At 56.3% G+C, this 12602-nt stretch carries 9 protein-coding genes; 6 read left to right on the plus strand and 3 right to left on the minus strand.

Annotated elements, in window-relative coordinates; genetic code table 11:
- Positions 1-63: 63 nt before the first annotated feature.
- Complete coding sequence (locus BJF97_RS07635; protein ID WP_032694547.1) at positions 64-891, minus strand: MBL fold metallo-hydrolase; 828 nt, start codon at positions 889-891, stop codon at positions 64-66.
- A 9-nt stretch (positions 892-900) separates the two neighbouring features.
- A complete protein-coding gene (locus BJF97_RS07640) occupies positions 901-1443 on the minus strand; it encodes a hypothetical protein (RefSeq protein WP_014228241.1) in 543 nt (180 codons plus the stop codon).
- A 137-nt stretch (positions 1444-1580) separates the two neighbouring features.
- Between BJF97_RS07640 and BJF97_RS07645 the strand changes: the two genes are divergently transcribed.
- Entirely contained in the window at positions 1581-2456 is an 876-nt protein-coding gene (locus BJF97_RS07645) for a LysR substrate-binding domain-containing protein (protein WP_032694546.1), read from the plus strand.
- A gap of 37 nt (positions 2457-2493) precedes the next feature.
- On the opposite strand, the gene BJF97_RS07650 is transcribed toward BJF97_RS07645, so the two are convergent.
- Entirely contained in the window at positions 2494-3360 is an 867-nt protein-coding gene (locus tag BJF97_RS07650) for a GNAT family N-acetyltransferase (protein ID WP_014228243.1), read from the minus strand.
- A gap of 351 nt (positions 3361-3711) precedes the next feature.
- Between BJF97_RS07650 and cadC the strand changes: the two genes are divergently transcribed.
- The 5 genes from cadC to lysS all read left to right on the plus strand — a co-directional run bounded on the left by cadC (position 3712) and on the right by lysS (position 12600).
- Positions 3712-5244, plus strand: coding sequence for a lysine decarboxylation/transport transcriptional activator CadC (cadC, locus tag BJF97_RS07655; protein ID WP_014228244.1), 1533 nt, complete (start codon positions 3712-3714; stop codon positions 5242-5244).
- 364 nt (positions 5245-5608) lie between these two features.
- Positions 5609-6946: a cadaverine/lysine antiporter gene (gene cadB, locus BJF97_RS07660; RefSeq protein WP_004848490.1), complete on the plus strand. Its 1338-nt coding sequence runs from the start codon at positions 5609-5611 to the stop codon at positions 6944-6946.
- A gap of 81 nt (positions 6947-7027) precedes the next feature.
- Positions 7028-9175, plus strand: coding sequence for a lysine decarboxylase CadA (cadA, locus tag BJF97_RS07665; protein WP_004848492.1), 2148 nt, complete (start codon positions 7028-7030; stop codon positions 9173-9175).
- A 59-nt stretch (positions 9176-9234) separates the two neighbouring features.
- Complete coding sequence (gene dtpD, locus BJF97_RS07670) at positions 9235-10710, plus strand: dipeptide permease DtpD (RefSeq protein WP_014228245.1); 1476 nt, start codon at positions 9235-9237, stop codon at positions 10708-10710.
- A gap of 372 nt (positions 10711-11082) precedes the next feature.
- Positions 11083-12600, plus strand: coding sequence for a lysine--tRNA ligase (gene lysS / locus BJF97_RS07675; protein WP_004848495.1), 1518 nt, complete (start codon positions 11083-11085; stop codon positions 12598-12600).
- Positions 12601-12602 lie beyond the last annotated feature (2 nt).

Below are 12602 nucleotides of genomic sequence, written 5' to 3' on the forward strand. Positions count from 1 at the left end.
AAAATAAAGCGTTGTTGGATAAGAAAAGGCGGCCAGGGCGTTAACCTCCGGCCCGCTTTCTCTTTACGGCGCGGAATATTGAATACGATAGCCGTGCGAGGTCGGTAGGATATGCGCAAATCCCGACCCGCCAAGGTGCATGCCGGCAATCAGCAGGTTTTCGCTGACGGCCTGGGCGAGGATCGCTTCCCGCGTCGCTCTGGCCTGCGCGGGATCGCAATCAAAAGCAACGGCGGCGGCGGGTCGGGCGGTCTGAATATGCGGAAAATGGACGATGTCGCCCCAAATCAGCAGGCTTTGCGCCGCGGCGTCGATGCGAAACCCGCTATGGCCCGGCGTGTGCCCGGGTAGCCATAGCGGGCGGATACCCGCGACGGCCTCGCGCTCATCCAGAAAACCGAGGCTGCGGGAATAGGCGTCCAGGGCGCGGCGGGCGAGCGTGAAGTTGCGCTGCCCCCGCGCATTGGCCCGGTTTAGCATGGCGTCGTCCTGCCAGTACTCGGCTTCCAGAGGGTGCAGATAAAGACGGGCGTGGCGATAGCGCGGCGCGCCGTTGGCATCCAGCAGGCCGCCGATATGATCCGGGTGAGCGTGAGTCAGCAGGACAGTATCCACGTCGTCTGGCGCACTCCCCGCCGCTCGCAGACTGGTTTCCAGCACGCCGCTTCCCGTACCCGCGTCGACCAGAATCGTCCTTCCCCGACCGCGAATAAGATAGCCACTAATGTCGATATTGCCGGGGTCAATGACGCCCGCGCTGCGCTGAATGTCTGCGGCATCGTCGATATTAATACCCGACAGCAGCGCCAGGCCAGCGGCCATGCTGCCGTCGCTGAGGGGCGTCACCTGAAAATCGCCAATCTGGCGGGAGAGAAAAGCGGGTTTGTGCATATCAACCTCTTAGCGTGATGGGGGCTGTATTTCAGTCGGGCTTTGCAACTGACCGGCCATGGGCTCATACATCGAGACGTTTTCCCGTCCCGCCAGCAGCATGCCTTCCCGGCGCGGCAGAACGTACGCCACGCGCTGCGGCGGGTTGTTATCCAGCCCGGCGGCCGAAAGGTTTGTCGGCGGATATCCCAGTTCCGACTCAACGACGTCCAGCGGCTCGGGGCTCAGTAGCAAAACATCCCCCTCAGCGACGGCGGGAAAGACGCCGCCGTAGCGATACAGGTTTCGCCGCCAGTCGCGAATATGCGCCTGCCAGCGGGAAAAGCTGCCGCCGCCTTTCTGGCGATACGCTTCACTGGCGAGCGTATCGCCATGCTCGATGGTATGAATAGCAAGATAGACCGGGCAGCCGGAGGAGAGCGCCCTGAAGCGCTGCGAGGCGCGGAATCCGCTGACGGACACCAGCGCAGGCAGCTTGTCCTCGCTGTAAAACCTGTTCCAGCCGGCTTCGCTTTGCGGGTCGGCGTAGCTGCACTCAACGATATATAACATGGGCTGACCTCTGCATGATGGAATGATGTTATTGACGTTTGATCATGCTACGTTGGGCATTAAGCGCTATAAAACGATATTATTTCACCACTCAATGACATTTCATCATTGATAAACCTTCAGCAGAGGCGGCGTTCGTGCGAAAAAAACTCCCCAGCAGTACCTCGCTGCAGGCCTTTGAGGCTGCCGCCAGGCACGGTAACTTTGCCCGCGCGGCGGAAGAGCTGTCGCTTACCGAAGGCGCGATCAGCCGGCAAATCGCCCGCCTGGAATCGCTGTTAAACTGCAAGCTGTTTGAGCGGACTGGGAGCCGGGTACGGCTGAACCCCAACGGCGCGCGCTATGCGCACCATGTCCGCGAGACGCTGGAGCGTCTTGAGCGAGATACGCAGTATCTGATGGGGGCTGCGGACGGCAGCCGAAGCCTGGAAATCGCCGCGCCGCCGACCTTTGCCAGCCGCTGGCTCATTCCCCGACTGGGGGATTTTCAGCGCCGCAATCCGGATATCACGCTGAATATCGCGGTCAGAACCGACCCGTTTATCCTCACCGGCAGCGGTTTTGACGCGGCGGTTCATTTCGAGCATCCCGCATGGGCAGGAATGCGCTTGCGGTTTCTGTTTGAAGAGAGACTGGTGCCGGTATGCCACGCCGGGCTACTTACGGCAGAAGATCTCGCCAGCCAGCTGAACGCGCTGCCGCGTATTCATCGACGGCAGAATCCTGACGCCTGGCAGCGCTATGCTGAAGAGTGCGGGATTGCGCTGGATAATCCGGCGCAGGGCGTGCGCTACGATCTGCATGAGATGGCGATAGCCGCTGCGCTGGCCGGGCAGGGCGTTGCGCTGGTACCGCACGTGTACGTTGAAAAAGCGCTCGAAAACGGGACGCTGGCTGCGCCCTGGCCGCAGGCCCGCAGCCTGAGCAAGCGCTTTTGCCTGGTGAGGCCGCTGGAAAACGGCGTCAACGAATCGGCGCTACAGGCGTTTGAACAGTGGTTATTGGCGCAATAAGGCCCGGTCGCGGGCCGTAGACGCGTTAAGCGCAGCCTCAGGCGTGGGATAAAAGCGGGAACATCAGCTTATTCTCTTTGAAGATATTTTCTTTTTGTCCGTAGATAAACAGAATATCTTCGCCTTCGATTTTTTCATACTCGCCGGTCCGATTCTCTTTGGGGGTAAAGCCGAGGATAGCCTGGTACGTATTTTCATCGGCGAGCTCGTTAATAATGGCCGACAGGGAACGTCCGCTGTCGCAGAAAATATCAAAACAGATCAGCGCCGGACCGTTTTGCATCGCAATCGCGATGGCCTGGTTTTTGTCGGAATAATAGACGAAGTGCTTCATAAAGGCGGAGCAGTAGAACATCAATAAACCGAAGTTATCCTCTACCCGCAGCTGTGAAAACGGATTCGATTTTTGATAGTACCGCTGTAATCGCGCAACCTCTTCCGGCTGGTCCATATCGAGCTTGCGGAAGTCGCCCGCTGCCGGTACCACCGGCATAATATATTGATATTCGGCGGTGCGCTCGAAGCCAAATTTCGGATAAAAATCAACGGTTGTCGGGTTAGCAAACAGGAAAAAGGCGTCGGCCTTATCCTGCCAGTCCGTCAGAATCTCCCTGACGAGCTGCCCGGCCAGGCCCTTATCACGATGATCGATATCGGTCATCACGGTGCCGATTTGAATATAGCGGCGGGGTTCGCCCTGCCAGATCAGATCGATAATATTGGCGGAGGCGTTAGCAATCACTTTATTGTTGCTCACCAGGGCGTAGGGAATATAGGCGTCGGTCCAGTACCCTTTGCGGTACCACTCTTTAAAGGAGAGATCGAAGGTTTTAATCGCCAGGTCAATGAAGCTATTTCTTAACACGTCATTGTGCACAATTTGCTTATCTAATTTGTAGTTCATCGTCGACATTCCTTACGCTGCGGGTGAGGCACTGTTTTCGGCCATCTGTTCGGCGGTCCGATCTCTGTCGGGCGAGCTAAAAATAGCATATCCCCACGGATGGGCGACGATTGTCGCGCCTAAGCTTTGCTCAGGTCACACATTCGGGGAAAATAGGGCTAAAAATGGCGCACTTTTGTCGCCCAGGGAACATCGCCCTCAGGCAAAAGACGCCTTTAGCAAATGAAAGTTTGCCAGTCATCAAAAACGAAGAGGAATATATTGCGTTCATGGTCATGACCCCTATCATTAATAGGTAGGGTAAATGTGGTATCATCGCGCCTTTCCCTTTTCGTCCTGGGGCTCTTTTTTATGCAACAACCTGTTGTTCGCGTTGGAGAATGGCTGGTTACTCCCTCTGTTAACCAAATTAGCCGCAAGGGGCGTCAGCTAACTCTCGAACCGCGCTTAATCGATCTTCTGGTTTTCTTTGCCCGTCATCCCGGCGAAGTACTCAGTCGGGATGAGCTCATCGATAATGTCTGGACCCGCAACGTTGTCACCAGTCACGTCGTCACGCAAAGCGTTTCCGAGCTACGTAAGTCGCTGAAAGATGGCGACGATGGCAGCCTTGAATATATCGCTACCGTACCCAAACGCGGCTATAAGCTGACGGTGCCGGTGATCTGGTGTACCGAAGAGGGGGAGGAGCCGACGCCGGTTATCCCCGCAGAAACGCAGACGGTCGGGTTTGACGCGCCGTTGACCTCCCCGCAGCCCGATGCGGCTGCGCCAGACAGCACAGCGGTGGCGAAGCCGGAAAAACGCAAGCGGCTGAGCACGTTTATCGTCTGGGGTCTGTTCCTGCTGGCCCTCGCGAGCTGCGTGGCGCTGGTGGCCCTGTCAACCCTGCAGTCGCGCCCGCCGGTCACGAAAACCCGGCTGCTGCTTAACCCGCGTGATGTCGATATTCACCTGCTCAGCGGCAACACCTGCAACAACTGGTCATCGCAGCACTCCTATGCCATCGGGCTGGGGAGCCTGATTACCACCTCGCTGAACACCTTCTCCACCTTTATGGTGCACGACAAAACCAACTACAACATCAATGAGCCTAGCAGTTCCGGTAAAACCCTGACCATTGAGTTCGTCAACCAGCGGCACTATCGCGCACAGCAGTGCTTCATGTCGGTGAAGGTGGTGGATAACGCCGACGGCTCGACCATGATGGATAAGCGTTACTTTGTCACCAGCGACAATCAGCTTTCGATTCAGAACGACCTGCTGAGCAGCCTCTCTGAGGCGCTGAAGCAGCCGTGGCCGGCGCGGATGCAGGAGATGTTAAAGCAGTATCAGCCGTCGCAAAGTATCGCGCTTACCCATTTCTATCAGGCGCATCAGCTATTAATGAACGGAGACGTTGATTCGCTGGGCAAAGCCAGTAGCCTGCTTGCCGACGTGAATAAGCAGTCGCCGGACTTTACCTATGCGTGGGCGGAAAAGGCGCTGGTTGACGTATTGCGCCATTCTCAGCAGCCGCTGGATGAGAAACAGCTCGCCGATCTGTACAGCGAAATAACCCGGGTGGGTAATATGCCGGGGATTAAAGATATGGCAATATTTTATCAGATTAAAACGGTGGATATGCTGGGCAAAGGAAAAGTGGATGAAGCCTATGACGCGATTAATGCCGGGATTGATCTGGAAATGTCGTGGATGAATTACGTGCTGCTGGGCAAAGTCTACGAAATGAAAGGGCAGAACCGGGAAGCTGCCGATGCCTACCTGACGGCGTTTAATTTACGCCCGGGTGAGAATACATTTTACTGGATTGAAAACGCCGTATTCCAGACCTCCGTGACCCGCGTGGTTCCGTATCTCGATAACTTCCTCGCTTCAGAATAAGTAAACCCTCATCATGGTCATGGTTTTGGCCGTGGTGAGGTTAAAATTATGTTTCTCATGAGCCACCGGGTTGTTATTTTTTATAACCTCTCCGGTTCCGCATGTAACACTTTTTCAACATGAAGTTGACCTCATAACCCAATGAAAAACATCTAAATTTACCTTTTCCTGATATCAACATGTCATCCTGATATGTTGCGCGAAAAAGGTCAAAATATCATTTGTCTGATGTTTGCAGTTATTTCACTTTATCTTTAGGACTTATCTCGTACTAATCCGTAATCTTGTTGGCAGTTGGTCGGGTCAATAAAAGGTTCATCATCATGATCTGTACCTCCCAAATAAACTTAGGAGAAAAGCAAACATGAGTTCTGCCAAGAAGATCGGGCTATTTGCCTGTACCGGCGTAGTCGCCGGTAATATGATGGGGAGCGGTATTGCATTATTACCTGCAAACCTCGCTAGCATCGGTGGTATTGCCATCTGGGGTTGGGTGATTTCTATTATTGGCGCGATGTCTCTGGCTTATGTTTATGCCCGGCTGGCGACCAAGAATCCGCAGCAGGGTGGCCCAATTGCCTACGCCGGTGAAATATCCCCAGCGTTCGGTTTCCAGACCGGCGTGCTTTATTATCACGCCAACTGGATCGGTAACCTGGCAATCGGTATTACCGCCGTCTCTTATTTATCAACATTCTTCCCAATTTTAAATAACCCGGTGCCGGCAGGTATTGCCTGTATCGCCATCGTATGGATATTCACCTTCGTGAATATGCTCGGCGGGACCTGGGTGAGCCGCCTGACAACAATTGGCCTGGTACTGGTACTTATTCCGGTGGTCATGACCGCGGTGGTCGGCTGGCACTGGTTTGATGCCGCAACCTATCAGGCAAACTGGAACACCTCCAGCACCACTGACAGCCACGCGGTAATCAAAAGTATCCTGCTCTGCCTGTGGGCCTTTGTCGGGGTAGAATCTGCCGCCGTGAGTACCGGGATGGTGAAAAACCCGAAACGCACCGTGCCGCTGGCCACCATGCTGGGCACCGCGATGGCCGGTATCGTCTACATCGCCGCGACCCAGGTGATTGCGGGTATGTATCCTGCCTCTCAGATGGCCGCATCCGGTGCGCCGTTTGCAGTGAGCGCCTCCACCATTCTCGGCGGCTGGGCTGCGCCGATGGTTTCCGCCTTCACCGCCTTTGCCTGCCTGACTTCGCTGGGCTCGTGGATGATGCTGGTGGGTCAGGCCGGCGTACGTGCCGCCAATGACGGTAACTTCCCGAAAGTGTATGGCGAACTCGACAGCAACGGTATTCCGAAAAAAGGCCTGCTGCTGGCCGCGGTGAAAATGACCGCGCTGATGGTGCTGATTACCCTGATGAACTCTACCGGCGGCAAAGCGTCTGACCTGTTCGGTGAGCTGACCGGTATCGCGGTACTGCTGACCATGCTGCCTTACTTCTACTCCTGCGTTGACCTGATTCGCTTCGAAGGCATCAATGTACGCAACTTCGTCAGCCTGATTTGCTCCGTACTCGGCTGCGCGTTCTGCTTCATCGCCCTGATGGGGGCAAGCTCCTTCGAACTGGCCGGTACCTTTATCGTCAGCCTGATTATCCTGATGTTCTACGGTCGCAAAATGCACCAGCGCCAGAACAACGACAACTCCGCTGATAGCAGCACCGCCAGCGCGCATTAATCAGCAACCCTATTCCTGAGGCTCCTTCCATCACCTGTCACGACGTGGCGGGAGGGGCTTTCTTTATCTGGAGATTTGACTATGAACGTTATCGCAATCATGAATCACATGGGTGTCTACTTCAAAGAAGAACCCATCCGTGAACTGCATCGCGCCCTCGAACGCCTGGACTTCCGTATTGTCTACCCGAACGACCGTGAAGACTTATTAAAACTTATCGAAAACAATGCGCGTCTGTGCGGCGTGATCTTCGACTGGGATAAATACAATCTCGAACTGTGCGAAGACATCAGCAAAATGAACGAATACATGCCGCTGTACGCCTTTGCGAACACTTACTCAACGCTGGACGTGAGCCTCAACGATCTGCGGATGCAGGTTCGCTTCTTCGAATATGCGCTGGGCGCAGCGGAAGATATTGCCAACAAAATCAAACAGAATACCGACGAGTATATCGACACCATTCTGCCGCCGCTGACCAAAGCGCTGTTTAAATACGTGCGTGAAGGCAAATACACCTTCTGTACCCCAGGCCATATGGGCGGTACCGCGTTCCAGAAAAGCCCGGTCGGCAGCATCTTCTACGATTTCTTTGGTTCCAATACCATGAAATCCGATATCTCGATTTCGGTTTCTGAACTCGGTTCTCTGCTGGACCACAGCGGCCCGCACAAAGAAGCGGAAGAGTACATCGCCCGCGTCTTCAACGCGGAACGCAGCTACATGGTGACCAACGGGACCTCTACCGCCAACAAAATTGTCGGCATGTATTCCGCCCCGGCCGGTAGCACCGTGCTGATTGACCGTAACTGCCATAAATCGCTGACCCATCTGATGATGATGAGCGACATTACGCCAATCTACTTCCGCCCGACCCGCAACGCCTACGGTATCCTCGGCGGTATCCCGCAGAGCGAATTCCAGCATGCGACCATCGCGAAGCGCGTGAAAGAAACCCCGAACGCGACCTGGCCGGTGCACGCGGTTATCACCAACTCCACCTATGACGGTCTGCTGTACAACACGGACTACATCAAGAAAACCCTGGATGTGAAATCCATCCACTTTGACTCCGCGTGGGTGCCTTACACCAACTTCTCGCCGATTTATGAAGGCAAATGCGGGATGAGCGGCGGCCGCGTCGAAGGGAAAGTGATTTACGAAACCCAGTCCACGCACAAACTGCTGGCGGCGTTCTCTCAGGCCTCGATGATTCACGTTAAAGGCGACGTGAACGAAGAAACCTTTAACGAAGCCTACATGATGCACACCACCACTTCTCCGCACTACGGCGTGGTGGCCTCGACGGAAACCGCGGCGGCGATGATGAAAGGCAACGCCGGTAAGCGCCTGATTGACGGCTCTATCGAACGTTCAATCAAGTTCCGTAAAGAGATCAAACGCCTGAAAGGCGAGTCCGACGGCTGGTTCTTCGACGTCTGGCAGCCGGAACATATCGATGGCGCTGAATGCTGGCCGCTGCGCTCCGACAGCGCGTGGCACGGCTTCAAAAACATCGATAACGAGCACATGTATCTCGACCCGATTAAAGTCACGCTGCTGACTCCGGGGATGAAGAAAGACGGCACCATGGATGAGTTCGGTATTCCGGCGAGCATCGTGGCGAAGTATCTCGACGAGCACGGTATCGTGGTCGAAAAAACCGGTCCGTACAACCTGCTGTTCCTGTTCAGTATCGGTATCGACAAAACCAAAGCGCTGAGCCTGCTGCGTGCGCTGACCGATTTCAAACGCGCGTTCGACCTGAACCTGCGGGTGAAAAACATGCTGCCGTCGCTGTATCGTGAAGATCCGGAATTCTACGAAAACATGCGCGTTCAGGAACTGGCGCAGAACATTCATAAACTGATTGAGCACCACAACCTGCCGGATCTGATGTTCCGCGCGTTCGAAGTGCTGCCGACCATGATGATCACGCCGTACGCCGCGTTCCAGAAAGAGCTGCACGGTCAGACCGAAGAGGTGTATCTCGAAGAGATGGTGGGCCGCGTCAACGCCAATATGATCCTGCCGTATCCTCCGGGAGTGCCGCTGGTGATGCCGGGTGAAATGATCACCGAAGAGAGCCGTCCGGTGCTGGAGTTCCTGCAGATGCTGTGCGAAATCGGCGCCCACTATCCGGGCTTCGAAACCGATATCCACGGCGCCTATCGTCAGGCGGATGGTCGTTACACCGTTAAAGTGCTGAAAGAAGAAAATAACAAATAATCGATGCACAACAGGGAAGTGGCTTGCCACTTCCCTTTTTCACGCTGCAAGGAGAACACATGAAAACACCCTCACAGCCGCGCGCGATTTATTACATCGTTGCGATCCAAATCTGGGAATATTTCAGCTTTTACGGCATGCGTGCCTTACTCATCCTCTACCTCACCCATCAGCTCGGCTTTGATGACAGCCACGCTATCAGCCTGTTCAGCGCTTACGCTTCCCTCGTGTACGTCACTCCTATTCTCGGCGGCTGGCTTGCCGACCGCCTGCTCGGCAACCGCACGGCGGTGATTGCCGGCGCGCTGTTAATGACGCTTGGCCACGTGGTGCTGGGCGTGGAATCCGATTCCACCTGGAGCCTGTACCTTGCGCTGGCGATCATTATCTGCGGCTACGGCCTGTTCAAATCCAACATCAGCTGCCTGCTTGGCGAGCTCTACGCCGTTGACGACCCTCGCCGCGACGGCGGTTTTTCGCTGCTGTACGCCGCCGGTAACGTCGGCTCCATCGCCGCGCCTATCGCCTGTGGGCTGGCGGCGCAGTGGTACGGCTGGCATATCGGCTTTGCGCTGGCGGGAATCGGCATGTTTGTCGGCCTGATGATTTTCCTCAGCGGTAGCCGCTACTTCCGCCACGCGCGCGGCGTCGATAAACAGGCGCTGCGGGCGGTAAAGTTTGTGCTGCCGACCTGGGGCTGGCTGGTGGTGATGCTCTGCGTTGCGCCGGTGTTTTTCACGCTGCTGCTGGAGAATAACTGGTCCGGCTATCTGCTGGCGATCGTGTGCGTGTTCGCCGCCCAGATGGTAGCGCGCATTATGGTCAAATCGCCGGAGCATCGCCGCGCGCTGTGGCAAATCGTTCTGCTGATGCTGACCGGGACTCTGTTCTGGGTTCTGGCGCAGCAGGGCGGGAGTTCAATCAGCCTGTTCATCGACCACTTTGTTAACCGTCGTCTGCTGAATATTGAGGTGCCGACCGCGCTGTTCCAGTCGGTTAACGCCGTGGCGGTGATGGCGGCTGGCGTCGTGCTGGCGTGGCTGATGCGGCCGGAAGGCGCGACCCGCTCGGCGCTGCGCGTGTGGCTGAAGTTCGCCTTTGGCCTGGTGCTGATGGGCTGCGGCTTTATGCTGCTGGCGCTTAACGCGCGCCACGGCGCGGCGGAAGGGCAGGCATCAATGGGCATGATGGTGGCCGGCCTGGCGCTGATGGGCTTTGCCGAACTGTTTATCGACCCGGTAGCGATGGCGCAGATCACCCGCCTCAATATGCCCGGCGTCACCGGGGTACTGACCGGGATTTATATGCTGGCGACCGGCGCGGTAGCCAACTGGCTGGCGGGAGTGGTGGCGCAGCAGACCACCGAGTCGCAGATCAGCGATACGGCGATTGCCGCGTATCAGCACTTCTTTGCCCAGATGGGCGAATGGACGCTGGGCTGCGTGGCGGTGATTGTCGTCGTCGCCTTCGCCGCCGCGTTTAGCGTCGGCAAACGCCGCGCGGCCGCCGGTGAACTTCCCGGCGGCGGCGCCTAGCCCCGTCTGGCGACAGGTCCGGCTTACCGGGAAAACTCCCCGGTCGCGCTGCGCTTACCGGGGCTACAAAATCGTGCTGGCTGGTAGCCCGGCTAAGGCGTTTACGCCGCGAGCCGGGGATCGGTAACCCCAACAGTGGAGCGACAAGCCGCTCCTTGCACCGTTTACTGAACAGGAGGAGGATATTCTGGCAGGCGCGGAAGCCGAAGATAAAAAACTGTTACTGAAGCGATGGCTGAGCGAAATCAGCCGGAATTGAAGCCAGGATCCTTAAGATTGTTCTTTGGCGTCGACGCCGGAACAGGCCGCGCTGGAGAGTGACCTGGTTCAATTATCGAAGCAAGTTTGCAAGCAGGGTTATGAGGAACCAACATGTCTGAACAACAAGCACAAGGTGCCGATGAGGCAATTGACCTTAATAATGAACTGAAAACCCGTCGTGAAAAACTGGCCGCGCTGCGCGAGCAGGGCGTGGCGTTCCCGAACGATTTTCGCCGTGACCACACTTCTGACCAGCTCCATGCGGAATTTGATGGTAAGGAAAACGACGAGCTCACCTCTCTGAACGTCGAGGTCGCCGTGGCTGGCCGCATGATGACCCGCCGGATTATGGGGAAAGCCTCTTTCGTCACCTTACAGGACGTCGGCGGCCGCATTCAGCTGTACGTCGCCCGCGACGATCTGGCGGAAGGCGTCTACAACGAACAGTTTAAGAAATGGGATCTTGGCGACATCATCGCCGCCCGCGGTAAGCTGTTTAAAACCCAGACCGGCGAACTCTCCATTCACTGCACCGAGCTGCGCCTGCTGACCAAGGCATTGCGCCCGCTGCCGGACAAGTTTCACGGCCTGCAGGATCAGGAGGCGCGCTATCGTCAGCGCTATCTGGATCTGATCTCCAACGAAGAGTCGCGCCACACCTTCAAGGTGCGTTCGCAGATCCTCGCCACCATGCGTCAGTTCATGGTCGCGCGCGGCTTTATGGAAGTCGAGACTCCGATGATGCAGGTGATCCCCGGCGGCGCCTCCGCGCGTCCGTTTATCACCCATCACAACGCGCTCGATCTGGATATGTATCTGCGCATCGCGCCGGAGCTGTATCTGAAACGGCTGGTGGTCGGCGGCTTCGAACGGGTGTTCGAAATCAACCGCAACTTCCGTAACGAAGGCATCTCCGTGCGCCACAACCCTGAGTTCACCATGATGGAACTCTATATGGCGTATGCGGATTACAAAGATCTGATCGAACTGACCGAATCTCTGTTCCGCACGCTGGCGCAGACCGTGCTGGGGAAAACCGAAGTCCCGTACGGTGACCAGGTGTTCGACTTCGGCAAGCCGTTTGAAAAACTGACCATGCGCGAAGCGATCAAGAAATACCGTCCGGAAACCGAGATGGCGGATCTGGATAACTTCGAGGCGGCAAAAGCGCTGGCGGAATCCATCGGTATTCACGTTGAGAAGAGCTGGGGGCTGGGGCGTATCGTCACCGAAATTTTCGACGAAGTGGCGGAAGCCCATCTGATCCAGCCAACCTTTATCACCGAGTATCCGGCGGAGGTTTCGCCGCTGGCGCGCCGTAACGACGTGAACCCGGAAATCACCGATCGCTTCGAGTTCTTTATCGGCGGGCGTGAAATCGGCAACGGCTTTAGCGAGCTGAACGACGCGGAAGACCAGGCCCAGCGTTTCCAGGATCAGGTCAACGCCAAAGCGGCGGGGGATGATGAAGCGATGTTCTACGACGAAGACTACGTCACCGCGCTGGAATATGGCCTGCCGCCGACGGCCGGTCTGGGCATCGGTATCGACCGCATGGTGATGCTGTTTACCAACAGCCATACCATTCGCGACGTGATTCTATTCCCGGCAATGCGTCCGCAGAAGTAAAT

It is taken from the genome of Klebsiella sp. LTGPAF-6F (assembly GCF_001753185.1).
GTDB lineage: Bacteria > Pseudomonadota > Gammaproteobacteria > Enterobacterales > Enterobacteriaceae > Klebsiella > Klebsiella michiganensis.